Source organism: Thermodesulfovibrio sp. TK110 (genome assembly GCF_054658355.1).
Genome location: NZ_BAAHNB010000001.1, coordinates 940,355 through 965,244 on the forward strand (window position 1 = coordinate 940,355; position 24,890 = coordinate 965,244).

At 34.7% G+C, this 24,890-nt stretch carries 24 protein-coding genes; 6 read left to right on the forward strand and 18 right to left on the reverse strand.

Features of this window, described 5'->3' with window-relative positions:
- Positions 1–20: 20 nt before the first annotated feature.
- The 3 genes from ACYQ3X_RS04890 to ACYQ3X_RS04900 are packed head-to-tail and all read left to right on the forward strand — an operon-like array spanning position 21 to position 2,724.
- Positions 21–1,724, forward strand: coding sequence for a sensor histidine kinase (locus ACYQ3X_RS04890; protein WP_460180701.1), 1,704 nt, complete (start codon positions 21–23; stop codon positions 1,722–1,724).
- Positions 1,721–2,098: a response regulator gene (locus ACYQ3X_RS04895; RefSeq protein WP_460180702.1), complete on the forward strand. Its 378-nt coding sequence runs from the start codon at positions 1,721–1,723 to the stop codon at positions 2,096–2,098. Before ACYQ3X_RS04890 ends, ACYQ3X_RS04895 begins: the two co-directional genes overlap by 4 nt.
- The gene (locus tag ACYQ3X_RS04900; RefSeq protein ID WP_460180703.1) at positions 2,095–2,724 is read left to right on the forward strand and encodes a sensor histidine kinase; all 630 of its coding nucleotides are present in this window, start codon (positions 2,095–2,097) and stop codon (positions 2,722–2,724) included. The genes ACYQ3X_RS04895 and ACYQ3X_RS04900 overlap by 4 nt, the downstream gene beginning before the upstream one ends.
- Position 2,725: 1 nt before the next feature.
- Here ACYQ3X_RS04900 and ACYQ3X_RS04905 read toward each other — a convergent pair whose 3' ends face one another.
- Positions 2,726–3,190, reverse strand: coding sequence for a response regulator (locus ACYQ3X_RS04905; protein ID WP_460180704.1), 465 nt, complete (start codon positions 3,188–3,190; stop codon positions 2,726–2,728).
- A 165-nt stretch (positions 3,191–3,355) separates the two neighbouring features.
- Between ACYQ3X_RS04905 and ACYQ3X_RS04910 the strand changes: the two genes are divergently transcribed.
- Together ACYQ3X_RS04910 and ACYQ3X_RS04915 are read left to right on the forward strand one after the other, a co-directional pair.
- Entirely contained in the window at positions 3,356–4,300 is a 945-nt protein-coding gene (locus ACYQ3X_RS04910) for a sulfite exporter TauE/SafE family protein (protein ID WP_460180705.1), read from the forward strand.
- Positions 4,301–4,313: 13 nt separating this feature from the next.
- Positions 4,314–4,724: a hypothetical protein gene (locus ACYQ3X_RS04915; RefSeq protein ID WP_460180706.1), complete on the forward strand. Its 411-nt coding sequence runs from the start codon at positions 4,314–4,316 to the stop codon at positions 4,722–4,724.
- Positions 4,725–4,755: 31 nt separating this feature from the next.
- Here ACYQ3X_RS04915 and ACYQ3X_RS04920 read toward each other — a convergent pair whose 3' ends face one another.
- From ACYQ3X_RS04920 to ACYQ3X_RS04955, 8 genes are read right to left on the reverse strand one after another with little or no spacing between them, the layout of a single operon-like run.
- The gene (locus ACYQ3X_RS04920; RefSeq protein ID WP_460180707.1) at positions 4,756–5,199 is read right to left on the reverse strand and encodes a sigma-54-dependent transcriptional regulator; all 444 of its coding nucleotides are present in this window, start codon (positions 5,197–5,199) and stop codon (positions 4,756–4,758) included.
- A 1-nt stretch (position 5,200) separates the two neighbouring features.
- The gene (locus ACYQ3X_RS04925; protein ID WP_460180708.1) at positions 5,201–5,587 is read right to left on the reverse strand and encodes a response regulator; all 387 of its coding nucleotides are present in this window, start codon (positions 5,585–5,587) and stop codon (positions 5,201–5,203) included.
- An 8-nt stretch (positions 5,588–5,595) separates the two neighbouring features.
- Positions 5,596–6,531, reverse strand: a complete 936-nt coding sequence (locus ACYQ3X_RS04930; RefSeq protein WP_460180709.1) for a universal stress protein — start codon at positions 6,529–6,531, stop codon at positions 5,596–5,598.
- 17 nt (positions 6,532–6,548) lie between these two features.
- Positions 6,549–8,285, reverse strand: a complete 1,737-nt coding sequence (locus ACYQ3X_RS04935) for an ArsB/NhaD family transporter (protein WP_460180710.1) — start codon at positions 8,283–8,285, stop codon at positions 6,549–6,551.
- Between the two features lie 9 nt (positions 8,286–8,294).
- Positions 8,295–8,999, reverse strand: a complete 705-nt coding sequence (locus tag ACYQ3X_RS04940) for a hypothetical protein (protein ID WP_460180711.1) — start codon at positions 8,997–8,999, stop codon at positions 8,295–8,297.
- Positions 9,000–9,015: 16 nt separating this feature from the next.
- The gene (locus tag ACYQ3X_RS04945; RefSeq protein ID WP_460180712.1) at positions 9,016–10,527 is read right to left on the reverse strand and encodes a DASS family sodium-coupled anion symporter; all 1,512 of its coding nucleotides are present in this window, start codon (positions 10,525–10,527) and stop codon (positions 9,016–9,018) included.
- Positions 10,528–10,536: 9 nt separating this feature from the next.
- On the reverse strand, positions 10,537–11,058 hold the full coding sequence (locus tag ACYQ3X_RS04950) for a CBS domain-containing protein (RefSeq protein ID WP_460180713.1): 522 nt from the start codon (positions 11,056–11,058) through the stop codon (positions 10,537–10,539).
- Positions 11,059–11,077: 19 nt separating this feature from the next.
- Complete coding sequence (locus tag ACYQ3X_RS04955; protein ID WP_460180714.1) at positions 11,078–11,818, reverse strand: GntR family transcriptional regulator; 741 nt, start codon at positions 11,816–11,818, stop codon at positions 11,078–11,080.
- Positions 11,819–11,957: 139 nt separating this feature from the next.
- On the opposite strand from ACYQ3X_RS04955, the gene ACYQ3X_RS04960 reads away from it, so the two are divergent.
- Positions 11,958–14,525, forward strand: a complete 2,568-nt coding sequence (locus ACYQ3X_RS04960) for a PEP/pyruvate-binding domain-containing protein (protein WP_460180715.1) — start codon at positions 11,958–11,960, stop codon at positions 14,523–14,525.
- Here ACYQ3X_RS04960 and ACYQ3X_RS04965 read toward each other — a convergent pair.
- From ACYQ3X_RS04965 to ACYQ3X_RS05005, 9 genes are read right to left on the reverse strand one after another with little or no spacing between them, the layout of a single operon-like run.
- A complete protein-coding gene (locus ACYQ3X_RS04965; RefSeq protein WP_460180716.1) occupies positions 14,509–14,928 on the reverse strand; it encodes a sigma-54-dependent transcriptional regulator in 420 nt (139 codons plus the stop codon). The two genes, ACYQ3X_RS04960 and ACYQ3X_RS04965, sit on opposite strands and share 17 nt — an antisense overlap.
- A gap of 16 nt (positions 14,929–14,944) precedes the next feature.
- Entirely contained in the window at positions 14,945–17,164 is a 2,220-nt protein-coding gene (locus ACYQ3X_RS04970) for an ATP-binding protein (protein WP_460180717.1), read from the reverse strand.
- Positions 17,165–17,203: 39 nt separating this feature from the next.
- Positions 17,204–18,130, reverse strand: a complete 927-nt coding sequence (locus tag ACYQ3X_RS04975) for an AEC family transporter (protein WP_460180718.1) — start codon at positions 18,128–18,130, stop codon at positions 17,204–17,206.
- A 39-nt stretch (positions 18,131–18,169) separates the two neighbouring features.
- Positions 18,170–19,519, reverse strand: a complete 1,350-nt coding sequence (gene hemG / locus ACYQ3X_RS04980) for a protoporphyrinogen oxidase (RefSeq protein ID WP_460180719.1) — start codon at positions 19,517–19,519, stop codon at positions 18,170–18,172.
- Complete coding sequence (gene cobA / locus ACYQ3X_RS04985; protein ID WP_460180720.1) at positions 19,501–21,069, reverse strand: uroporphyrinogen-III C-methyltransferase; 1,569 nt, start codon at positions 21,067–21,069, stop codon at positions 19,501–19,503. The genes hemG and cobA overlap by 19 nt, the downstream gene beginning before the upstream one ends.
- Before the next feature lie 27 nt (positions 21,070–21,096).
- On the reverse strand, positions 21,097–22,071 hold the full coding sequence (gene hemC, locus ACYQ3X_RS04990; RefSeq protein ID WP_460181691.1) for a hydroxymethylbilane synthase: 975 nt from the start codon (positions 22,069–22,071) through the stop codon (positions 21,097–21,099).
- Complete coding sequence (gene hemA, locus ACYQ3X_RS04995; protein WP_460180721.1) at positions 22,058–23,332, reverse strand: glutamyl-tRNA reductase; 1,275 nt, start codon at positions 23,330–23,332, stop codon at positions 22,058–22,060. The genes hemC and hemA overlap by 14 nt, the downstream gene beginning before the upstream one ends.
- A complete protein-coding gene (locus ACYQ3X_RS05000; RefSeq protein WP_460180722.1) occupies positions 23,329–24,135 on the reverse strand; it encodes a cytochrome C assembly family protein in 807 nt (268 codons plus the stop codon). Before ACYQ3X_RS05000 ends, hemA begins: the two co-directional genes overlap by 4 nt.
- Positions 24,135–24,875, reverse strand: a complete 741-nt coding sequence (locus ACYQ3X_RS05005) for a hypothetical protein (RefSeq protein WP_460180723.1) — start codon at positions 24,873–24,875, stop codon at positions 24,135–24,137. The genes ACYQ3X_RS05000 and ACYQ3X_RS05005 overlap by 1 nt, the downstream gene beginning before the upstream one ends.
- Positions 24,876–24,890: the final 15 nt, after the last annotated feature.

Here is a 24,890-nt window from a genome sequence, read left to right on the forward strand (position 1 = left end):
AATCTGCTATAATTTAGAAAATGTTTAATTTCATCAAACAGTTTATTATAAAACTTACTGAGAACAGATACTTTTACCTTAAATTCAGGCTAATTCTTCTTAATACACTTTTTGCAGTTATTCCTCTCATTATAGTTGTCACAATAACTTATTTATGGATTTATCAGATAGTTCACAATGAATTCAGAAACAGCCTTAGATGGCAGATGGAAGAAACAAGACACTCCCTTGAATTTTTTATTTCTGAAAGAATATCTGCTCTAAAATTTATTGTAAGTTCATATCCTGATGATTACTTCATGGATGAAAAGAAATTTTTTAAGTTATTCTTAGACTTTAAAAAAGAGTTTGAAGGAATTGTTGACATGGGGATAATAGATGAAAAAGGCATACAAATGCTTTATACAGGTCCATATCAATTGAGGGGAAAAGATTACTCACAGACAGAATGGTTTAAAGAGATGCTTTTAAAATCAAAATATGTAACAGATGTTTTTCTTGGGTACAGAAAATTTCCACATTTTTCCATCATAGTAAAAAAAGAATCAAACTATCATAATAGATTCTGGCTTATCAGGGTTTCAGTAAATATGGATATTTTACAGAAGTTTATCTCAAATCTTGAAATTGGTAATGATGACGATGCTTTTTTTATCAATAAACAAGGTATTCTTCAAACAAATTCAAAATTATTTGGTAATGTGCTTGAACCTCTTAAATTAAACAACATTACAATACAGACAGATAGAAAAAATATTACAATTTATAGTATGAAACTAAACAAAAAACAGGCTTACATAGCATATGTGCCTGTTAAAGATACTCCGTGGATACTTGTAACCGCAATATGTTCAAGGCCTTATGAAAAAATTCCTTCTTTTTTTACAAAAGAGGTTATATTAATAAGTACTCTGAGTATCATTATTACTTTTATTGTGATAACAAAATCAATAACCTCATTAATTAACAGAATACAGAGAGCTGACCATGAAAGAGAAATTGCAATTGCTAATGCCGAACACGCTGATAAACTTGCTTCTATAGGTAGGCTTGCTGCTGGAGTAGCTCATGAGATTAATAACCCTATTGCAATTATTAATGAAAAAGCAGGACTTATGAAAGACCTTATTGAATACACTGATTTATCTCAGAACAAAGATAGATTTCTTCAGCTTGTAAGCTCAATTCAGAACAATGTTGCAAGATGCAGAGCAATAACTCACAGGCTTCTGAGCTTCTCAAAAAGAATTGATAGAGGTAGAGAAGATTTCAATGTAAATGAAGCAATAAAAGAAGTGATTGGATTCATAGAAAAAGAAATCCGAACAAAAGGTATAAATATGGTTTATGATTTTCAAGAAAATTTACCCAAAATTATATCAGATAAAGGACAGCTTCAGCAGGTACTGTTAAACATCATTAACAATGCAGTGGATGCAGTGGATCAGGGCGGAACAATTGAGATTAAAACAGAATTGAGCCGCTCAAATCATATAGCAATATCAATTAAAGACAATGGACATGGAATACCAAAAGATAAATTGAAACATATTTTTGAGCCCTTTTATACCACAAAGAAAAAAGGAACAGGGCTGGGGTTATACATTTCCTATGGAATTATTAAAAAACTCGGGGGTGAAATTTATGTATCAAGCGAAGTCGGGAAAGGAACAACTTTCACAATAGAAATCCCAATCAATCCAGAAGTGGAGGAAATTAAATGAAAAAAACAAAGCTTTTGATAATTGATGATGAATCTGAATTTGTATCTGCACTTACTGAAAGACTGATTCTCAGAGGATATGAAGCAAACGGTGTTACAAATTTTAGTGATGGAGTTGAATTTTTAAAGAAATTGCCTGATGTAGTCATATTAGACATCGGATTACCAGATATGGATGGACTGGAAGCCCTGAGAAAAATAAAAGAAATCAATCCTTCTATTCAGGTAATAATGCTTTCAGGCTATGGAGATGATGAAAGAGTAAATAAAAGCCTCATGTACGGAGCATACGACTATCTTATAAAACCTGTAGAAATTGAAGAATTAATATCAAAAATTGAAAGTGCTAAGATTAAAAAGGAGGAGATGAAATGATTGAAAAACCTTTAGCTTTTGTAGGTAAGATTATTGCAGACTTCACCCATGAAATCAATAATCATCTTGCATTAATAAAGGAATCTGCAGGACTTATAAGTGACATATGTAAAGGCAAAAAATCAATTGATAAAAAAGAAATACCCTATATCATAGAAAGCATTGAGGCAATTGAAAATCAAATAAATAGAAGTGTGAGTTTTATAAACTATTTCAACAGATTTGCTCATAGAATGGATAATTTAAAAAGCTCATTTAAATTAAGCTCTGCTGTAGAGGAACTATTTGAACTGCTCAAAAGATACTCAAATAGAAAAAAAGTAACTCTCAATCATGATTTATCAGCAGACATGCCTGATATTGAAAGTTCTCCTTTTATAGTTGAGTTTGCAATATTTTATGTGATAGACAGTTTTTTGAAAAAATCAAAACCAGATACAAAGATTATTCTTACAGCAGATGCAAGCAGTAATTTAGTTACAGTAACAATAAAATACAATGGTGATTTTACAGAGAATATAACATCTGAAATATGGAATATTTCCACTGTTCAGGAAATTGCATCCCTCGCCAACATAAAAATTTCAATAGAGGATAAAACAGCTACAATTGAGATACCTGTATAGACTATTTTTCCTCTTTGTTTTCCATTTCCATAATTTTTCTTGCTGTGTTAAACTCTCCCTCTTCAGCAAATGCAATCGCAGACATTGTAAGTTCAAGCTTTCTCTGATAGGCACCTTTGATTTTGTCCACCAGGGTTTCAATATCAACAGGTTTCCTTAAAAACTCATAGGCACCAAGTTTCTGAGCTTCTTCCTGATCCTTTTCAGTGCCATGAGCAGTAAGAATAATAACCTGTGTTGTAGGATATGCCTGTCTGATCTGCCTTAAAACTTCAATTCCATCCATACCAGGCATCCTGAGGTCAAGAACAATAACATCAGGCTCCTGCTCTTCAGCGTATTTAATAGCTTCTTCTCCGCTATATACTGTATCCGGCTTAAGCTCTCTCATTTCAAGTCTTTTAGCAAGAGTTTTTACAAACTCCACTTCGTCATCTACCAGCAAAACTCTCATCTGTCTTCCCATATTTACCTCCAAAAATTTTTTAGGTCTTTTTAAAATATTAAAAAAAATCCAGAAAAATGTAAAGCAATTATAAATTATTTACCTATAAAAAATTATAATAACCATTTTTTAGGTCATTTATGTAATAATTTTATAATCTTACATCTAAAAAGTCAGGAGGTTAGGATGAAAATAAGATGCCTGAGTTTGCTTATTCTCATGCTTTTATCGCTGATTTCTGCTTCCTCTGCTTATGCTGAAACAGCAACACCAGCAGACACTTCAATGCCATGGTGGGCATGGCCACTGATTTTGTTTATTATAACATTTATACTTGGAGTGTTAGCTGTTTTAGGTGGAGTTGGAGGTGGCGTTTTATTCGTCCCGATAGTCGGAGGCTTTTTTCCATTCAATATGGATTTTGTAAGAGGTGCTGGACTTTTTGTTGCTCTCGCAGGTGCACTTGCAGCAGGTCCTGGACTTTTAAAAAGAGGCTTTGCTGACCTAAGATTGGCTATACCTCTTGCACTAATTGCTTCAGCTTCTGCAATTGTAGGTGCCATGATAGGACTGGCTCTTCCTTCACAAGTTGTTAATACAGCACTTGGTGTAACAATTCTTATGATTGTAGCAATTATGCTTCTTGCAAAGAAGTCAGAATATCCCGATGTTCCAAAAGCCGATGCTCTATCTCAGGCATTAAAAATAAGTGGTATTTATCATGAAATATCAACGGGAAAGGAGATTGAATGGAAGGTTCACAGAACACCACAGGCTCTTTTTCTTTTTATAGCCATTGGAATAATGGCAGGTATGTTTGGTCTTGGTGCTGGATGGGCAAATGTTCCTGTTTTGAATCTTTTAATGGGGGCTCCTTTAAAAGTCTCTGTTGCAACAAGTAAATTTCTTCTTTCAATAACAGATACCTCTGCTGCATGGATTTATCTTAATAATGGAGCGGTTTTACCAATAATGGTTGCTCCAAGTATTGTAGGAATAATGCTTGGTTCAGTGGTGGGTGTGAGAATCCTTGCTGTTGCAAAGCCAAAAATAGTCAGATACATTGTTATTGCCATGCTTCTTTTTGCAGGCTTAAGGGCATTGCTTAAAGGACTTGGAGTATGGAAATAAAGGAGGTTTAACGATGACAAAACATGAAATTAAAGAAGAACAGATTGCATATGCAAAATGGCTTGACTGGGGAATGAAAATTGGATTTTTCTTACTAATCATTACTTTTATAATTTACATTACAGGTATACTTCCTCCTCAGATACCCATCTCAGACCTTCCAAAATATTGGAAACTAAAAGCCCATGAATATTTATCTTCAGCAGGACTTCAACCTGGCTGGGCATGGCTAAGTATGATTACAAAAGGAGATTTTTTAAACTTTGTGCCTGTTGCCTTTCTTGGTGCTGTTACAATTTTTTGTTATATAAGAATTTTGCCTATTTTTATAAAGCAAAAAGATATAGCTTACTTTATCTTTGCCTTTGTTGAGTGTTTGATTTTACTTCTTGCAGCATCAGGATTTTTACACGTGGGACATTGATGAGAGGAGGTTAAACCTCCTCTCTATTTTTTTACCATGGCTTACTCTGAAGTATTTCCTTTAAATGTTCCTCATGTTTCTTCTCAATCAGAAGAAATCTCTTATTCTTAGCCTCTGAAATCTTTTCAAGAAGTTTTTCAAAATCAACCGGCTTTTGCATAAAATCAATAGCACCCTCTTTTATTGCCTCAACACCTGCTTCAACTGTTCCATGTCCTGTAAGAATAATAATCTGCAAATCAGGATGTTTTTGTTTAATCTCTTTTAAAACTTCTATCCCACTTTTACCCGGCATTACAAGGTCAAGAATAATTGCATCAAACTCTTTCTGCTCAGCCTTTTTAATTGCTTCATCACCACTTGTTGCAGATTCTACCTTAAGTCCTCTCATTTCAAGTCTTTGGGAAACAACTTTCAAAAACTGCTCCTCATCATCAACAAGCAATACATTGGCTTTAAGCTCTTCATTTGACATCTTATATTCCCCCCTTTTGTTTAATTTTTTCTCTTACTCTTTCTATCTTTATTATAAGCTCTCTTATATCAATTGGTTTAATTATATATTCAACTGCTCCGCTTTTCATTGCATCTTCAACAAAATTCATATTCCCATAAGCTGTAAGCATAATAACTTCTGTTGAAGGATTGAGCTTTTTTAATAATTTAAGAAACTCAATTCCATTTATCTCTGGCATTCTGATATCAAGTATAATAAGATGAGGTGAGTAACTGTAAAGTAATGGCAAGGCTTCAACAGCTGAACTTACAGCCTTTACATCGTAATCTCTTAATGCAAGTCTTTCAGAAAGTGTATCTACAAAATCAACTTCATCATCAACAAGAAGAATCTTTAACTTATTCATTTTCTTCCTTATAAGTTAACTATTGCCACTGTTGTTTCAATGCATTTATTTATCACTGAAGAACTTACACCACCAAGAACAAGGTCTTTCATTGCAGTACGTCCCTTTCTTCCCATGATTATCAGATTGTAGCCACCCTCTTCAATCTCCTTTAAAATCTCATCAGCAGGGAATCCTACTTTGCTTTTTGTTACTATTAATTGTTCAGGAATGTCTTCTTCAGTAAACCTTTTTTTTGCCTTGTTGAGTATCTCATCTGCTTCTGTTTCAGGATCTATTCCCTGTCTTACTCTTTCAAGATAAAGGGAAATATTTATTACTCTTAAAACAGTGATATTTTCTATGCCTTTCACTATTTTTGCAAGACATACTGCATGTTCCACTGCTTTCGTTGAGTATTCAGAACCATCAACTGGAACTAAAATTCGTGAAACAGGGCTTTGTTCTGAAATTTTCTGTCCAACAAGATAAATATTTTGATTTAGCAAGCCATGAATAACTTTATTTGACACACTTCCAAGAATAAGACTTTTTAGTTCTGACATACCTCTACGAGCAAGAATTACTGTCTGAAAACTCTCTTTAGTGGCAATTTCAATTATCTTATTACCAGGCTCACCTTCTTCTATTCTCTTTGCTATCTCTCCTTTTAGTCCTGAAGTTTTAAGAAGAATGCTCTCATATTCATTCAAAAAGGGAGTGATATTTTCTTCAATATGTTTCGCTTTAATCTTTTTAAAAACTTCTGTATCTTTGATGAGCTCTGCTCTGAAATCAATGTTTTTCATGTGTTCACTGAGATATCCTCCAGCCATTACATAAAGAATTGTAATCCCTGACCCCTCAACTCCTGAAAGTAGTGCTCCAGCAAATTTTATAGCTCTTCTTGAGTTGTCACTTCTATCAACAGGCAGTAAAACTTTTTTAAAGGGACAGTTTATCATATTTTAACCTCCTCAATTTAGTAAAAAATCAAAAGCCATACATTAGATATTGCCACACTTATTAGCATATACAAAAAGGCATACTTAAAGAAACCAAAAAAGCTTATTCTGTAACCTGCAGCCTCTGCAATTCCTACTGTTACCACATTTGCAGAAGCACCAATCATTGTTCCATTGCCACCCAGACATGCACCAAGAGCAAGTGCCCACCAAAGAACATTGCTTTCTGCTCCTGGGATAACCTTTGTAAGATAGGCAACAATGGGAAGCATAGTAGCAGTAAAGGGAATATTATCAACAAAAGCACTCATTATTGCAGAAACCCATAAAATCAAGCATATGGCAATGGTAAGATTTCCTGCTGAAAGCTGATGAACCCAATCTGCAATTACAGCAAGAAGTCCTACTTCTTCAACAGCACCAACGATTATGAAAAGAAAGATAAAGAATAAAAGTGTAGTCCATTCAATGTCCTTTTCAATTAATTCAAGCATTTTAACTTTCTTTGTGACCACTGCATATGTGAAAAGAATACCTGCACCAAAAAGTGCTGGAATACTTACTTCCATATGCCATATTCCATGAGTTGCAAAAAAGGATACCACAATAGCCATTATAAAGAGTCCATAACCAAGAAGTGTTTTATCAGTGATTTTATATTCTTCCCTTAGATAGCTTATGAAGGAATTGATATCTTCAACCCTTCCTTTTTTGTATTCCTTTGAATAAAAAAATTTGTTGTAGAAAACAAGAGCAAGCATGGATATAATACACACTGGAGTAAGAGCATATACAAATTGCATGAATGTAAGCCCTGTATAGGAGCCAATCATTATGTTTGGTGGATCACCGATAAGTGTTGCTGTTCCACCAACATTTGATGCCATAATTCCTGGAATTAACAGTGATAGAGGATTAATCTTCAATGCAATTGCTATCTCTATAAGAACAGGCGTGTAAAGAAGCATAGTTGTAACATTGTCAAGAAAAGCAGAGGTAATTGCAATAAAAAAGCAAGATATTACCGCAAGAGTCATTACATTTCCTTTTGCAATTTTATAGGACATGTAAGCACACCACTGAAAAACTCCTGTGTGTTTTAAAACTCCAATGATAATCATCATTCCCATAAGAAGAAAGATAACATTCATATCAATTGCCTGAATTGCCCTTTCAAAGGAGATTATATGAAAATCTGGATTAAAGGTGCCAAGTGTATAGGTAAGTATAAGCATTGTTGCCGCACCAATCATGGCAGCTACAGTTCTGTGGAGAAGCTCAAAGGAAATCAATGCATAGGCAATCAAAAAAACAGCTGTTGCAATCCAGAAAGCAGGTCCAAGATAACGCTGAATTATTATGTCTTTGCTTATATAGAACTCATTTCCTTTAACTGCAAAATCCTCTTTTTTAAAATCTACGGTCGTTCTCTTATAAGAGCTTTTTACAATCTCTATTTGAATTTTTGCGGAATCAATTGCACCTTTTGGAAGTTGAAAGTTCAGCTGAAATGTTCCATGGGAGGATGTAACAGTTTTATAACTCTCTTTATGATCTGTAATTATCTTATGTGGCTGTCCATTAACTAAGAGCCTGATTTCAGCTTCTTTTACAGGTTCTTTATGGGAGTCAAGAATTGCCCCTGAAATATAAAATATATCCTTGTCTTCTCCTCGGTTTTCTGCTTCTTGAGCTAAGGCAGTTACATTAAAAAGCAGAAGACAGAAGAGAAACAGAAAAATTACTCTTTTCATGAGTCCTCCTTAAATCTGCAGTTTTTTCTTTTCACCATTTAATACCACATAGGATTCATCAGGAACAATATAGTTTTCATCTGGTCCGTGCACTTGAATTCCAGTGATTACTGCATAGTCAGCTTTTTTAGAATCAATAACCTTTTCAATTATGTTTTCAAGGTCTTCAATAATTGCTTTGAGGGTGATTTTTGTGAGAGTTAAAAGGTCTGGAACCTCTCCATATTTAAGTTCTCTTAAAAGCCTTATTTTAAGAAAATTTTCCTCAATATCTTCCTCATCAAGCCTTATGTTAATCTTTCCTCCTGCAAGTTCATTTAGAAAAAGACATAGTGCTCCACAGGCATGGGATTTCTCAAGACCCTTTCTTTTGCATACTCCCATATTCTCATTTTCATCAATGGCAGTGTGGGAAAAGGCATAAAACACATATCTTTCTTTTCCATTAACCTTTGGTGCATGACTTATAAAGGCTTTCATACCAGTCTTACCGGCTGTAAACAAGCCGGCAAGACTGGAAAAGTTAAATTCATTACCCCACATACTCTTTATGTGACTTGTTATTGTCTGTGAAATCTCATCTCTACATACACAAACTGAGGCTATTGAATTATCATAGGTAAATCCAAAACCTTTTAATACATCACAAGAATTTTTGATAAAGTCAGACTCTTTGTAAAATCTTCCAAAAAATTTCTCCAGAATTTGCTTCATAGACATAGTTTCCTCCTTACTTTAAGAGTATTGGCATTCCAAGAAGGGGCCATACAGTTACGAGAAATACTGCAAGCACTAAAATCAAAACAATGCTCATTGGGATTCCATGTTTGAAAAACTCACCTGGTGTAAACTGCCCGGACTGATAGGCTATTGCATTAGGAGCTGCACCAATCAGGAGAAGGAAAGGCATTCCTGCTGTAACAAGGGAGGAATAAAGGATTACATCTGGAGCTACACCGAGATACTGAGCAATAACCAGAGAGACAGGAAGTGAAATAGCAATTGCAGCAACATTCATTATGAAGTTTGTCATTATTAGAACAAAGGTTGCTATTGCAAGAACAAATATGATCCACGGTGCCTGCTGAAACATAACAAGCCAGTTTACTGCAAGCCATTGAGCCGCACCTGTTTTCCAGAGACAGAAACCTATGCTCATTGCACCACTGAAAAGGAGGATTATATTCCATGGAATCTCTTCAAGCTCTTTTATTGTAAGAACTCCTGTAAGGAAGAAAAGGAGAGTTGAACAGAGCATTATTGCTGAACGGTCAAGTGGTTTAAGAGCAGGAACAAAGGACTGTAGGGACATAACACAAATAACAGCAAGAACACAGATTATTACAAATTTTTCCTGCCCTGTCATAGGTCCCAGTTCTTTCATCATTGTTTTTACTTTATCCCTTAAACCATGAATAACGCTTTTTTCAGGCTTAAGGAAAATCATTAAATAAACCCAGATTAAAAATACCATTATCCAGCCAAGTAAAAACATATATTTCGTGAGCTCAAAAAATCCGATATCTCTACCTGTAAACTCCTTGAACATACCAGCTGCTGCCGGACCTCGGGCTGCACCAAGGAATGTAACAATACTTCCTGCACCTGCAGCATAAGCCATGCCTATAAAAAGTGATTTACCGAACTTTGTTGGTTTATCTTCTTCTCCATAAAGAGCATTTATGGCAAGAAGAATTGGGAAAACTGTTGCAGCTGCTGCTGTATGTGCCATTAAGTGAGCCAGTCCTGCAGTAACAACCAGTGCACCAAGAACAATCATGCTTGTCCTTTCACCAACAACCTGAAGCATGTTGTAGGCAAGTCTCTTTGTAAGTCCTGTTTTTGTAAAAGCAAGCCCTACAACAACAGAACCAAATATGAACATAACAGAGGGATCCATAAAATCACGAAAAGCATCCTTTGCTGAACGGATTGAAAAGATTGCCTGAAAGACACCTATGGCAATACTTGTAACACCTATTGGCACAACCTCAAAAACCCACCAAATACCTGCCATCATGAACAGAGCTATCGCTCCCTTTGCTTCCTTTGAAAGAGGAAAATGTTTTCCAGCTGGATCAACAGCATCTGGCCAGGCTGGTGAGAAATAGATTACAAAGAAAAAGGCAAGTCCTAAAAGAATAAAAAATATTCTCTTCCATGGAATCTTTCTTTTTTCCTTTGCCACATAAATTTCTGCTGGTGGTTCTGGTAAACCTTCTGGTCTTTTTTTCTCAGCCATCTCTTCCTCCTATTCCTTGATAATTTCTTCTGAAATCGCATCAAATACTTCAACCATTCTTACAATTCCAACAAACTTCTTTTTGTCCTCAATAACAGGTAGCACTGGAAGGTCAAAATGAATCATCAGATAAGCAGCCTTAGTAACAGGATCACCGGGATCAACAAAATGCTTTGCAGGAACCATTATCTCGCTTACAGGTTTCTGGGCAAGTTTTTTTGATTCCTGACTGAAAAGACTATCCCATACAATTGCAAGTCCTGTCTTTTCTTCCTCTAAAACCTGTGCTTTTGCTGGTGGCTTTAAAAATGTTGGTTCAAGCCCTCTTAAAATGTCCTTTAAAGTTACTGTTCCAAGAAGATTATACTTCTCATCAAATACAAGCACTGCAAGCGGATCCATGTGTTTTTCAGGCTGAATAAAAGAAGCTTTTACAACCTTGATTGCCTGTTCAATGCTGAACCAGTAGGGAATATGAGGATACTCAAATATTCCCATCATTACATCCTTAACTAACTTTCCATCTGACATACCCCCACCTCCTGAGTGTTTATAATGCTTTTCTCTGAAAAGCAATGAATAATTTATTGTCATCATTCTTTTTATAAAATCTATTAAGCAGAATAACTGTATCTCCAGAGAAAACCCTCTGAGTCATAAAAATAGCAGGAGAGTTTTCAGATATTCCAAAGGACTGTGCCAGCTCTTTATTTAAAAAGGTTAATTCAAAGTAATTATTCACCTTTGTGGTTTTTATGCTGTATTTTTTCTCAAAAAGGTCAATTATTGACTGATTTTCAATGTCCTCTTCAAGCAAATGCGGACAGATATTAAAGGGAATGAAAGACTCCTGCAAAATTGAAGGCTCATTCTGAACAAGCCATAAAACTTTTACATAAATCACATGCCTGTTTTCAGGAATATTGAGCTCTTTACTTAAATCACCAACAGGCATCATTACTGTTTTTGCAAGAACTTCCTTTCTATAAACTGAGTCATCCTCAACCCAGAGTTTCTTAAACACTGTGGTCATTATCAAGCCTTCAGAAATATAACTACTGCTTACAAAAGTGCCTTTACCCTGCTGCCTTGTAAGATAGCCCTGCCTTACAAGTTCAAGAATAGCATTTCTTACAGTTGCCCTACTTACATTGAACATCTTACAGAGTTGCTCCTCAGTGGGAATCTGCATACCAGCAGCCCATTCTTTGTTTTCAATTTTTTTCTTAAGAATATCAAATAACTGTAAATAAAGCTTTTCATGCTCATCCCTGCTTATTAACTCTACCATTTTTACTCCTTGTTATATTGTAATAACATTATTATATTGTTATAATGTAACATTGTAATTTTATTTATCATACTGAAGAGAAAATTTTTTGTCAAAAAAAATTATGTTATAAAGCAATTAAAATCGTTTATAATTAAAAATGATGGATTTTTTTGGTTTTTTTAAATCAAAATCTAAAAAAATTGAGGAGAAAGAGAAACTGAAAGCACTTTTAAAAGAGAAATATTCATATTTTCAGAAGGTACTCAATGAAAATAATCATGTCCTGAGCATAATGGCTGACCTTGAGGAAAAACTTTCAGGAGAGTATCTCTTTGATATACAATACATAAAAACAAGCGTTACTGCTATATCTGATGGTGTTTATGAAATAATTAAAAACTTAAATGCTCTTGCTGACAATAAGTACTCAAAATTGCAAGAAGTTTATAAAAAAATTAAAGAAGAAATTGAAAGAACCCTTACTTTAAAGGTACAAATACCTGTAACTGAATTTACAGTTTCTCTTGAATCTCTCAACAAAGACTCAGTAAATATTGCTGGTGGCAAAATTGCCCATCTGGCAGAGTTAAAAAACACCCTTCAGATTCCAACACCTGAAGGCTTTGCTATTACTTCCTATACATTTGTAAAGTTTATTGAGAAAACAGGGCTAAAAGAAAAGATATCTGAAATGTTAAAAAAGATTGATATAAACAATTTTGAAGGGCTTAATGAAGGATGCAGAAAAATTCAGGAATTAATAATTAATACTGAAGTTCCTGATGAAATAGCAGACTCAATAAAATCAGCTTATAATGAACTTTGCAAAAAAACTAACAGTAAATGTAAAGTTTCAGTAAGAAGCAGTGCAATTCATGAAGACTCTGAATTTAGTTTTGCAGGTCAGTACTCATCCTTTCTTAATGTTCCTGAAGATTTAATTGTTTACAACTATAAAAAGGTAATTGCAAGTCTTTTTAACACAAGAGCAGTTTTTTACTACAAAACAAAAGGCTTTTCTGAAACTGATATGGTAATGGCTGTGGGAGTTCTTTCAATGGTAAATGCAAAAGCAGGTGGAGTAATGTATTCTAAAAATCCAAATAATCCTGAAAGTGAACACATAATAATAAATGCAGTTAAAGGTCTTGGTAAATTAGTAGTTGATGGTACTGTCACTGCTGAAACATACATAGTTAGCAGAAAACCTGAAATTTCAATCTTAGAGAAAATCCCCGGGAAACAAAACAAGATGCTCATATGTAAGGAGGAAGGAGATATTGAAGAAATTTCTCTTCCTGATACTCCTGCCTTATTTTCTTTAAGTGATGAACAGATCATTGCATTATCAAAAATAGCTTTAAAAATTGAAGAATATTATGGATACCCACAGGATATTGAATGGGCATTGGATGAAGATGGAAATATCTTTATCCTTCAGGCAAGGGCATTGAGAATTATAGAAAAAAAGGCAGAAACTAAACTACTCCTTCCAACAAGAATTAAAGGACACAATATTCTAATTGATAAAGGCTTTACTGCGTGTAAAGGTGTGGGATACGGAAAAGCCTTTATTTTAAAATCTGACGAAGAGTTAAAAGACTTTCCAGAAGGATATGTTCTTGTTGCCAGACATACTAATCCAAAATATGTAGTCATCATGAATAAAGCATCAGCAATTGTTACTGATGTGGGAAGTCCAACAGGTCATATGGCTTCTCTTTCAAGAGAATATCGTGTTCCAACACTTCTTAATACAGAAATTGCAACTAAAAAAATAAAACATGGACAGGAAATAACAGTTGATGCAATTAACTGTGTTATATATGAGGGCAAAGTTGAAGAATTGATTGAGGCTTATAAAAAGACAGAAGAAACTTTTAAAGAAACTCCTATATTTAAAACACTTGAGAAGGTTTTAAAATTCATTGTCCCCCTTTATCTTATTGAGCCTGATTCAGAAGACTTTAAACCTGAAAGTTGTAAAACTTATCATGATATTACAAGATTCTGTCATGAAATAGTTATGCATGAAATGTTTACAATGTGGAACAAATATGATGAAAGTGAAATCCATGCTGTTCCTTTATTAGCAGGCGTTCCAATTGGTGTTTTAGTGCTTGACATTGAAGAAGGTTTAAAGGAGGGCATAAAAAAAGCTACTCCTGAAGATATATATTCAATACCTCTAAAAGCCCTCCTGAGAGGAATGCAATCAATGCAGTGGCCCAGTCCTCCTCCTGTTGATGCAAAAGGATTTCTTGAGATGGTTGCTCATACAGTTTCCATTCCTGAAGATGAACTGAAAGAAACAGGTAAAAAAAGCTTCTGTATTGTAACAAAAAACTATATGAACTTTAGCATTCGTCTTGGTTATCATCTCTCAATGATTGAAGCCTATACAGGAGAAAACATAAATGATAACTACATCAAATTTTTCTTCAAAGGTGGTGGAGCTGCACTTGACAGAAGACTAAGAAGAGTAAAACTTATTGTTGAAATACTGAAAAAAATGGGCTTCAGGGTTATAACAAAGGAAGATATTATAGATGCCATATTAACAAAATATGATATTCCAACAATAGAAAAAAAGCTTGAAATTCTTGGAAAACTAACAGCTTATACAAAACAGCTTGATATGGTATTATTCAATGACATGGTTGCTCAAATGTATACCGAAGAGTTTATTAAAAAACATATAAAAGATATCAGTTTTCTATCTTAAGTTTTTCTCTTAACATTCTGTTTTCTCTTTGAACTCTTAACCACTTAAGAGCTTTCTCAATGGTAAAAAGAATTTGTTCTTTCTTAAATGGCTTTGTTATAAAATCAAATCCACCCTTTTCAATTGCCTCAGTAGCAGCATCAATTGTTCCGTATGCTGTAATTATTATTACAGGTATATCCTCATCACGCCTTTTAACTTCTTCAAGTAATTGAAGCCCGTCAAGTCCTGGCATTTTAAGATCTGTTATAACAAGGTCAAATCCTCCTGTTTTTACCAATTCTACTGCTTCTACTGGATTATTTGTTGTTGTAACTTCATATGGTGTTTTTTCCTTTAAAATCATTGAAAGCAGTTTAAGCATGTCTGGTTCATCGTCAACTATTAAAATCTTCTCTGGCATAACTTTACCTCCTTTTTTACTCCTTTGTTCCAGGCAATTTTATTATAAATGTTGTTCCTGTCTGCTCTGCTTCTTCCTTTGTTTTAGTATTGAATGTAATTATACCATTATGCTTTTTAACAATGTTATAGGAAACCCATAAACCCAATCCTGTGCCTTTTCCAACTTCTTTTGTTGTAAAGAAAGGATCAAAAATTCTCTGCCTGTGCTCTTTTGGAATTCCACAACCTGTATCAGAAATGCAAACTTCAACCCATTCTCCATCATATTTTGTGGTAATGATCAATACTCCTCCACCTTTCATAACATAAATAGCATTGTTAATTATATTAAACAAAACCTGCTGTAACTCTCCTGGATCTCCTTTTATAAGAGGTAGGTGTTCCTGTAAACTCTTTTTCACTTCTATATTATTGATTGCAATAGTATTGTTCATAACATCAAGAACTGTTTCAATACACTCATTAATGTTTACAAGTTGCTCTTTATGTTCCTTATGTCTTACAAAACTGAGAAGATTCTCTACAATTCTCTTGGCATTTGTTGCCTGCTTTTCAATTGTCTTTAAAATATCAAACTCCTGAGATTCAGGACTGGTTTTTTCAAGTAACATGTCTGTAAATCCGAGAATTATTGCAAGGGGATTGTTTATCTCATGAGCAACTCCTGCTGCAAGAGTCCCCATTGAAGCAAGTTTCTCAGTATAGTAACTCTGTTCTTCCATCTTTTTTCTATCAGTTATATCCCTTGCTATTCCAAGAATATTATAAATATTGCCTTTTTCATCTCTTAAACCCCTGAGGTTTGTGTTAAACCAGAAATCCCTGTTATCCAGAGTGACTCTATGGGTAATCTGTCTGCTTTCTCCGGTTTTCAATATATGCTTTATATTCATCACGAGAATTAATCCGTCTGGCACAAAAATATCTGTAATACTATAACCTAAAATTTCATTTTCATCTTTCTTAAAAAAGCGCGTCCCGTGTTTGTTTATTGAGCTTATCCTACCTTCAGTATCAACAGTAAAAATAATATCCTCTGCGTTTTCTATTAAAGATTTATATCTTTCTTCTGACTTTTTCAGTTCAAGAGTCTTTTTTGTAACTTCCTTTTCAAGAACATTTGACCATGTTACAAGAATAAAGTTTATAAATAATCCACCCAGCAAAATAATCACTATAATTATAGCCTGAAGAACCATCTGCTGAACATGAACAGTATGAATTACTCCCTCAACTTCACTTATGGGAGCAACAACTGCAACGGACCACATTATAGAATTATGAGAAGTTTTTAATTTTATGGGTGCAAAGGCAATGAGTTTTTTGATCTCCCCTTCTATACCTCTATGCCATCCTGAAATGTACCAACTTGTTCCTTCTTCTCCCTTTAGCATCTTTTCTCTCTGAATTTCATTAATTCTTGCGAATGATATGGTGGGCTTTTTACCTTTTCTTGCTTCAAAGGCATTCTGTCCTATAAAACCTTGTTCTTCATGATAAAGGAATATACCTCTATTATCTATAACCCATGCATATCCTGTCTTCCCTGACCTTATTTTTTTTGTAACCTTGCTTACAAGATGGGTAACATCAACAGTAAAAACAATAGCACCTGAAAACTTATTGGTTGGAACAGGATGTGATTCATCTATTGATATCTGCCATACAGGAATAACCATTTTCATTATAAGGGTTTTTGAATTTTCCTCATCTGGACAGGCAGTTATTTCACTAAAAAATATTTCACCTTTGTTTTTTTCTTCAGATGCCCACTTTAAAAAATTTTTTTCATCCTGATTAATTGATTCTATCAAACATTTTTCTCCTTCAATAATTCTATATACCTTCTGAGTTTTAGCTTCAATTAATTTAATCTCTCTGACTCCTTCATATTTTACGCTTGCAAAGGTAATATTCATTCTGTTTATCAGTGCTGGCTTTTCTGAATACTGAATTGCTGGGGACAGACTAAGAAGAATTATTTCTCTCTTAAGTAAATCAGTTGAGTTTTCTATCTGGCTTGCTGCATGCTTTGCAAGCATGAGCTGTTGCTGATTAAAATCCTCTTTGACAATTTCTGTAATTTTTTTTGTAGATAGCACCCCAAGAAACAGAACCATTCCAAGAAGAATTATCATAACTATAGTTACGAGCAATTTGAAATATCTAAAGTTAAAGGGGTGATATTTTTCAATAAGAGATAGCAATTTATTTACAATATTCTGTAAAAACATTTTTTCCTATCTGTTAATTATAGAATAAACAGAAAAAAATTAAAACAATCCTACAAAAACACTAACCAGAAACAAACAAAGAAAGGTCGTAAGAAAAATCATCTCAATAGCGGTTCTAATGTCAACTCCGAATGCTGCAGCAAAAATCATGCTTAGCAACATTGAAGGCATGGCTGCCTCAATTATGCATACATTGAGAGGAATACCAGATAACCCTGTAAAACTACCAAAGATAAATGCTAAAACAGGAGACAATAGGATTTTTATTAGTATTGCTGGCATAATAATAAAAATTCTTTCAGGTGCCACAGCTTTTACGGAAATACCTACAATTACAAGCATAAAAGAAGTTACATAAACTGAGATTAATTTAAGAATATTTATCATTTCAAAGGGTAGAATAATGCCAGATTTTCTTAAAATAATTCCTGCTATTAATCCCCAGATAGGTGGAATCTTAAGAATTGTTAAGAAAGAGTCTTTCAGCTTAAAACTTTTTGCTTTTCCATACTTCATGCATACTGCAACAGCAACTGTCCATGTAAGTGGAGTGCTTGCTAAAAAATCATAGGTAAAGGCATAGCTCATACCTTCTGCTCCATAAAGCTTTGTCAAAATTGGCAATCCAATATAAAGAACATTTCCAAAAGAAGAACATATTATCAAAGAACCTATTACTTCAGGCTTTATATCTTTTATGGAAGCTATTTTTTTGTAAATTAGCCATGACAAAGCAACGCAACTTAATATTGTAAGATTTGCAACCAGTGAAATCTTTAAGTGACTTAGACTGAATGGCATTGTGTATGTGGTCTTAAAACAAACAAAGGGAACGATATAGTAAAAAACAAAGTAGTTGATTCTATCCCGCATAGAATCAATCTTTTCAGGAGAAATACCTGAAATTGTAAGCAAAAATCTCAGAAATAGACCTGTCAGAATAAACAAAAAAATATCAAAAAGCATAATATCCTATTAGCAAAAGCTGACTCTCATCTTTTTAAGTTATATACTGATTCTTTCAGAAAGCTTTAAAGAGTTTTCAATGCAGTCATTCACACTAACACCTCTGTAAGCATTACCTGTAAGATAAAGTCCTGGGAATTTTTGCAGCCTTTGCTCAATTTTCATAAGTTTCTCTTCATGTCCCATTTCATACTGGGGGATTGCCTTTTCCCATCGGAATATCTTTACAAAATCAGGCTCTCCTCTGATTTGCAGAATATCCCTTAATTCAGTTAAAGCTGTATCAATGAGCTTTTCATCAGGAAGCATTGCAAGCTCTGGTGCTCTTCTGCCTCCTATCATGCTTCTTAATAAAACATAACCCTCAGGTGCTCTGTTGGAGAAAATGCTTGAGTCAAAAAGTGTACCGAGAATCTTTCTTTTTTCTCTATGAGGAATTAAAAATCCATAAAGGGATGTGCCAAATCCTACTGTTTCTTTTTTAAATCCAAAGGCAACAACGCTTAAGGGTGGATAGGGAATAGTTTTTAAAATAGCTGAAACTTCCCTATCAAGCTCTTTCAATATCTCTGATGCCTCATAAGCAGGACAGGCAAGGATAACCTTTTCTGTGTCAATCTTTCCATCTTCAAAATAAACAGTGTAAAAACCGTTATTTTTAGCTATGTTTATAACCTTTTTACCCTTTATGATTCTTGATGAAAGGTAGCTTTCAAGGCTTTTTATTAAATCTGACATTCCATCTTTAAAGGACATTAAAACAGCTTCAGGCTGTGCCTTTACATCTTTCTTTTCTTTTTTTAAGGCAAGCAAGCCTTTTATGAGTCCGCCATATTTTTTTTCAAGATAGTAAACCTTTAGAAAACAGCTTTTCATGCTCATCCGTGCAGGGTCTCCAGCATATATTCCCGTTGACATAGCATCAATTAGTTTTTCGTAAAACTCTCTTCCCACCCGTCTTGATACAAAGCTTTCAACTGTTTCATCCACTTCTTCTTTAAGTGTAGGGATAAAGTATTCTCCTATCATTCTTAATTTTCCTGAAAAGGAAAGAATCGGAGACAGAAAAAACTTAACAGGATTATCAGGAACTCTCATAAGCCTGCCATTTATCAGAATGTATCTGAGTTTTGATTCCTCGCTTCCCTTTAATGGCTCAATGCCTAATTCCTTTGCAAGAGCAATTGTTGAAGGCTTGTTGCTAAGAAACCCATTAACTCCACCTTCGCACAGGAATCCTGATATATTTTCAGTAACTATTTTTCCACCTGCTCTTTTATCTGCCTCAATAAGTTTTATATCAAGTTCAGGCTTTCTCTTCAGTAAAAAGTATGCAAGGCTTAATCCTGAAATGCCACCACCAACTATAACTACTTCTGCTTTACCCATTTAATGATTGCCTCCACCATCTCTTTTATTGTTGATTTTTCAGGCATTATACTGACTCTGTAGCCAGCATCTTCAATTGCTCTGGCAGTTGTTTTTCCAATTGCTGCAATTGCTACATCTTTAAGCATATCCTTTGCATCATCTTTAAGAATATCAATCAAATTAAGAAAGCTTGAAGGAGATGTAAATGTTGCAATTGTTATTCTGCCTTCTCTTAAAAACTTTACAAGCCTTTTTCCATGTTCCGTTGGTTTTACTGTTCTGTATGTAATTGGTGAATCCACTTTTATTCCAAGAGATTGCATCTCTTCAACAAAGCCTTTAAGAGCAATATTAGAGCGGGGATAGAGAATTCGGAAGGCTGAAGAGGCACCCCAAAAACTCGTAGAGTTTTTGGGGACTCGTGAAGACCAGCTAAGGCTTAAGATTCTCTCCTTAAAAATTTTTGCCAGAGCTTCTGAATTATACTCATCAGGAACTATGTCAGCATTTATTCCATAACTTCTTAAGCTCTTTGCAGTTTCCCTGCCAATTGCACAGATTGAAACTCCCTTTAAATCTCTCATATCCCTGCCAATAGTTAAAAATCTTTCAAAGAAAAATTTAACTGCCCTTGGCGATGGAAACACTATAAAGTTGTAATTCTCTACTGCTTTTATTGCTATGTCAAGCTCTGTAAAATCCTCGGGAGGCAAAAAATCAATGGTAGGAAATACAAAAAGTTCTGCTCCTAAGTCTTCCAGTTTTAAATACTCCTCAGTCAGCTGCCTTGTAATAAGAACTCTATGCCCATGAAGGGGCTTTTTTTCATACCATTTAAGTTTTTCCCTGAGCCTTACAACATCACCAATAACAAGAATTGCAGGAGGTGAAATTTTATGCTCCTTTGCAAGTAATGCAATCTCTGATATTGTTCCAGTAATCACCTTTTGCTCAGGTCTTGTCCCCCAGCGAATAATAGCTGAAGGTGTCTGTGGAGACAATCCTTCATCAATTAATTTATTTGTAATTGTATCAAGATTCTTAACGCACATGAGAAAAATCATGGTTTCAGCTTGATTTGATGCCCTTATGTGTGTAAAAATCCTCTGCTGTTTTGAAAGATCTTCATTACCTGTGATAACTGTAAAGGCTGAAGCCACTCTGCGATGTGTAACAGGAATGCCCGCATAGGCTGGAACTGCAATAACTGAGCTTATTCCAGGGACTATCTCAAAATCAATTCCCTTCTCTACAAGAACTTCTACCTCTTCACCCCCTCTACCAAATACAAAGGGATCACCACCTTTGAGTCTACATACAGTTTTGCCTTCCTTTGCCTTTTCTACTAAAACTGTATTTATCTCATCCTGAGTCATCTCATGGTGTCCTCCTCTTTTTCCAGCATAGATGAATTCAGCATCTTTCCTTGCATAGGTTAAAAGTCTTGGATTTATATGAAAATCATAAACAATGCAATCTGCCTGCTGAATTGCCCTGATACCTTTCAGGGTAATCAATCCAGCATCTCCGGGTCCTGCTCCCACAAGATAAACTTTACCTTTATTCATTTTTTTTCTCCATATAAGTTTTTGAAATTACAACAGAGTCTTCAAAAAATCAAGCCGCTCAACTGAATAAACCTTCTCAACTATCCTGTTTCCGCCTCTTTCAAGTAACTCTCTTGCAAGCTCTGCGCCAAGCCTTTGAGCCTGAGATATGCTTCCTTCACGAAATCCTTTTATTATGGGAATTTTTCCTTCAGGATCACCTATCATGCCTGATATTTTTACCAAACTTGCTCCATTACCATATATAATCTTTGCATGACAGGCAAGAGGAACCTGACATCCTCCACCTACAACAGATAAAAAAGCTCTCTCTGCAAGAACGCAGATTGCTGTCTCTTCATGATTAAGGGGTTTTAAAAGCTCATTCACAAAATCATCATCAATTCTTGTTTCAATGCCAATTGCTCCCTGACCTATAGCAGGAATCATTAAATCCTCTGAAAGAAGTTCTGTAACCATATGCTCAAAGCCCATTCTTTTTAAACCAGCCATTGCAAGGACAATTGCATGAAACTTGCCCTCTTTAAGCTTTCTTAATCTTGTATCCACATTGCCTCTCAGGGAAACTATACTTAAATCGTCTCTCAATGCTTTAAGCTGAACAGTTCTTCTAAGGCTGCTTGTTCCAACAATAGCTCCTCTTTCAAGCTCTCTTAAAGATTTTCCATCAATGCTTATAAAAGCATCTTTTGGGTCTTCTCTTTCACATATGGCTGAAATATGCAATCCCTCAGGAATCTCAGTGGGAACATCCTTCATGCTATGCACTGCAAGATCTACTCTGCCTGAAAGCAATGCCTCCTCTATCTCCTTTACAAACAATCCCTTACCACCAATCTTTGCCAGTGGTGCATCAAGGATTTTGTCTCCTGTTGTTTTAATCTTTTCTATCTCAATCTTTAACTCTGGGTAAAGATTTTCAAGCTTTTCCTTTACCCAATTTGCCTGCCAGAGTGCAAGTTTACTACCCCGACTACCAATGATTAACTTATTCCTCTTCACTGTCAAGTCCAAATAACCTCCTTGCTGCAAAAATAAGAATCTCCTTGTTATCACAGTTGTTTTTCAATGCAACAGTTGGAGAATGCATTATCTTATTTATTATGCTTTGAGTGAGATAATCCACAGAAGCTAAAACATCTGGTGGAAGCTCTTTAAAACGAGATTTAAATTTTTCAAGCTCTTCCTGCCTTACCTGTTCAGCCTTATTTCTGATTGAAACAATAACAGGCACACTTTGAAGTGAATTAAGCCATTGAAAGAACTTCTCTGTTTCTTCCTCTACAATATTTAGAGCTTTCTCTGCTTCCTTTTTTCTTTCAAGAATGTTAGAATCCACCACATCCTGAAGGTCATCTATGTTGTAAAGATAAACATTATCAAGCTCATTGCAGGCAGGGTCAATGTTTCTTGGCACTGATATGTCAATTAAAAAAAGAGGTTTATGCTTCCTTAAATGCATAATTTCTTTAATCATCTGCTCTGTTATAACATAATTGGGAGCACCAGTGGAGCATATGACAATATCAGAGTTTGCAATCTGCCCCTTAAGGTTTTCAAATGGAACTGCGGTGCCGCTGAACTCTTTTGCAAGCTCTTCTGCGCGAGAATATGTTCTGTTTGTAACATAAACATTTTTAATCCCGCATCCAATAAGATGTCTCAATGCAAGCTCTGCCATCTCACCAGCACCAACAAGAAGAATGGATTTTTTTGAAAGATCATCAAAAACCCTTTTAATAAGTCCTACTGCTGCATAGCTTACAGATACTGGATTTTCTCCAATTCTTGTTTCATTCCTTACTCTTTTAGCAGTAAAAAGCGCTCTGTTCATTAAGTGATTGAGTACTAAAGAAGTAGCCCTTTCTGAAAGAGCTATCTCATAGGAATCCTTAACCTGTCCTGTAATCTGGGGCTCTCCAACAATCATTGAGTCAAGGCTTGATGCAACTTTGAAAAGATGACTTACTGCATCTCTCTGAGTGTAAATATAAAGATACTGTTCAAAATCTTTTATTGAAATATTGTGAAATTCTGACAGAATTTGCTTTATTTTTTCTATAATGCTCTCATTTCTTTCGTTAGAGTAAGCATAAACTTCAACTCTATTACATGTTGAAAGAATTATAGCCTCATTAATGCCCTCTGTCTGAATTAATCTCTTTAATCCTTCCCTGATAGTTTCCTCTGTATTAAAGGCAAGCTTTTCTCTTATCTGAACAGGTGCTGTTTTATGATTCAATCCTAAAACTATCAAATTCATAGCCTTCTATGAAAACTTTCTGTTAAAAGATTTATACCAAAAAAGCCGAATATAACAAGAAGAAAACCTATTATAGTAAGATATGCTGCTTTTTTCTTCCTCCAGTCACCTTTTACCCTGAGATAAAAAATTGTAAGATAAACAATCCATATTAAGAAACTCCATATTCCCTTTGGATCAAAATGAAAACCAAGCAAACTGAGATATTTAACCATGCCTAAAATAAGGGCAAAGGTATAAATAGGAAATCCCCAGAATATAAGACGATAGTTTATTCTGTCAAGAATCTCAAGGCTTGGCAAGATTCTGTCAACTCCGCCCAGTTTTTTGGATTTTATAGCCCTTTCCTGAATAAGATAAAGAAAGCTGAAAATAAATGCCATGCTGAATAAAGCTATGCCAAAAACCGCCATCAGAGCATGAATATCAATCAAAATACTTTTTAACTCAGGCTTAATAGATGGAATGTTTCTCGGGAAAAAAGCACTTACAAACATGAAGGCAAAACTCAAGATCACTCCAAAATTCAAAAACCTTGCTTTGTATGAAAATCTGATGCAAAAAGATATCAAAAGAATGCTCCACGCAAAAAATGAGGTTGCCTCATGCATTGAAAAAACAGGTGCCTGCCCTGATTTTATGTATCTAATAGCAAGATAAACTGTATGAAGTATAAAACCAGAAAGGCTTAAAAAAAATACTGCTTTTTCCAGATCATTCTTTTTTCTTATAATTCCAGTAAGACCTAAAAGAAAGCCAGCAAAATAAAGCGTAAGGGCAAGTTCAAAAAATAGTGTTCCCATCAGAAACAGCCAAGCTCACATTTACAAATTTTTATCTTGAGTTCATTTGCTACTCTTCCAACTTCAATGTAAGGCACTCCTATTTCTTCAGCAATCTTTCTTGCTTCTGCACATGTAATTTTTCCGCTATTGCTTCTTTCTTTAAGAAGCTTTTCAATGAGTTTTTTCTGTTCAAATTTTTCAATCTCTTCCATAACTTCCTCCATAGAGTATTCTCCTTCAATAACTATATCAGCTATCTCTAAAATAGCTTTACCCGAAGGCTTAATCTGCTTATCATTTTGACCTTTAAAGAATATTATAACATCAGGTTGCATAATTCTTACCAGAGAATTACCTTCAATAATGATAATATCTTTCTTCATTCTATTGCAAAAGCACGATGTAGTAGAAGCAGTCTGTGAGATTCCTTCAACCTCTGACAGAGGCTTGGAATGAAGAAATAACTCCTTCTTTAGTTTTTCAGCAATCTCTGGCAAATCATTTTCCGTAGCCTTTACCCAGTAAACATGGTCTGCTCCAGCTTTTTTTATCCTTGATGTATCTTTTCCTTCCTCTTCAATAATTGACAGCTCTGTTATGATTGATGAGTAAAGAGAAGTTTTTGTATATTTTACTGCAATGATATTTATTTGAGCGGAAGATTGTTTTTTAATGTTCTTTATAAAATTTTCTATAAAAAAAGTCTTTCCAATTCCGCTTTTACTTCCACCCACTCCTATACTTAGAGATAAAAACATTTTTACGAACTCTTT

What these genes read in the sequence shown, in the direction of transcription:
- ACYQ3X_RS04890 (WP_460180701.1), top strand. Translation starts at nt 21, where the DNA reads ATGTTTAATTTCATCAAACAGTTTATTATAAAACTTACTGAGAACAGA.
- ACYQ3X_RS04895 (WP_460180702.1), top strand. Translation starts at nt 1,721, where the DNA reads ATGAAAAAAACAAAGCTTTTGATAATTGATGATGAATCTGAATTTGTA.
- ACYQ3X_RS04900 (WP_460180703.1), top strand. Translation starts at nt 2,095, where the DNA reads ATGATTGAAAAACCTTTAGCTTTTGTAGGTAAGATTATTGCAGACTTC.
- ACYQ3X_RS04905 (WP_460180704.1), bottom strand. Translation starts at nt 3,190, where the DNA reads ATGGGAAGACAGATGAGAGTTTTGCTGGTAGATGACGAAGTGGAGTTT.
- ACYQ3X_RS04910 (WP_460180705.1), top strand. Translation starts at nt 3,356, where the DNA reads ATGAAAATAAGATGCCTGAGTTTGCTTATTCTCATGCTTTTATCGCTG.
- ACYQ3X_RS04915 (WP_460180706.1), top strand. Translation starts at nt 4,314, where the DNA reads ATGACAAAACATGAAATTAAAGAAGAACAGATTGCATATGCAAAATGG.
- ACYQ3X_RS04920 (WP_460180707.1), bottom strand. Translation starts at nt 5,199, where the DNA reads ATGTCAAATGAAGAGCTTAAAGCCAATGTATTGCTTGTTGATGATGAG.
- ACYQ3X_RS04925 (WP_460180708.1), bottom strand. Translation starts at nt 5,587, where the DNA reads ATGAATAAGTTAAAGATTCTTCTTGTTGATGATGAAGTTGATTTTGTA.
- ACYQ3X_RS04930 (WP_460180709.1), bottom strand. Translation starts at nt 6,531, where the DNA reads ATGATAAACTGTCCCTTTAAAAAAGTTTTACTGCCTGTTGATAGAAGT.
- ACYQ3X_RS04935 (WP_460180710.1), bottom strand. Translation starts at nt 8,285, where the DNA reads ATGAAAAGAGTAATTTTTCTGTTTCTCTTCTGTCTTCTGCTTTTTAAT.
- ACYQ3X_RS04940 (WP_460180711.1), bottom strand. Translation starts at nt 8,999, where the DNA reads ATGAAGCAAATTCTGGAGAAATTTTTTGGAAGATTTTACAAAGAGTCT.
- ACYQ3X_RS04945 (WP_460180712.1), bottom strand. Translation starts at nt 10,527, where the DNA reads ATGGCTGAGAAAAAAAGACCAGAAGGTTTACCAGAACCACCAGCAGAA.
- ACYQ3X_RS04950 (WP_460180713.1), bottom strand. Translation starts at nt 11,058, where the DNA reads ATGTCAGATGGAAAGTTAGTTAAGGATGTAATGATGGGAATATTTGAG.
- ACYQ3X_RS04955 (WP_460180714.1), bottom strand. Translation starts at nt 11,818, where the DNA reads ATGGTAGAGTTAATAAGCAGGGATGAGCATGAAAAGCTTTATTTACAG.
- ACYQ3X_RS04960 (WP_460180715.1), top strand. Translation starts at nt 11,958, where the DNA reads ATGATGGATTTTTTTGGTTTTTTTAAATCAAAATCTAAAAAAATTGAG.
- ACYQ3X_RS04965 (WP_460180716.1), bottom strand. Translation starts at nt 14,928, where the DNA reads ATGCCAGAGAAGATTTTAATAGTTGACGATGAACCAGACATGCTTAAA.
- ACYQ3X_RS04970 (WP_460180717.1), bottom strand. Translation starts at nt 17,164, where the DNA reads ATGTTTTTACAGAATATTGTAAATAAATTGCTATCTCTTATTGAAAAA.
- ACYQ3X_RS04975 (WP_460180718.1), bottom strand. Translation starts at nt 18,130, where the DNA reads ATGCTTTTTGATATTTTTTTGTTTATTCTGACAGGTCTATTTCTGAGA.
- hemG (WP_460180719.1), bottom strand. Translation starts at nt 19,519, where the DNA reads ATGGGTAAAGCAGAAGTAGTTATAGTTGGTGGTGGCATTTCAGGATTA.
- cobA (WP_460180720.1), bottom strand. Translation starts at nt 21,069, where the DNA reads ATGAATAAAGGTAAAGTTTATCTTGTGGGAGCAGGACCCGGAGATGCT.
- hemA (WP_460180721.1), bottom strand. Translation starts at nt 23,332, where the DNA reads ATGAATTTGATAGTTTTAGGATTGAATCATAAAACAGCACCTGTTCAG.
- ACYQ3X_RS05000 (WP_460180722.1), bottom strand. Translation starts at nt 24,135, where the DNA reads ATGGGAACACTATTTTTTGAACTTGCCCTTACGCTTTATTTTGCTGGC.
- ACYQ3X_RS05005 (WP_460180723.1), bottom strand. Translation starts at nt 24,875, where the DNA reads ATGTTTTTATCTCTAAGTATAGGAGTGGGTGGAAGTAAAAGCGGAATT.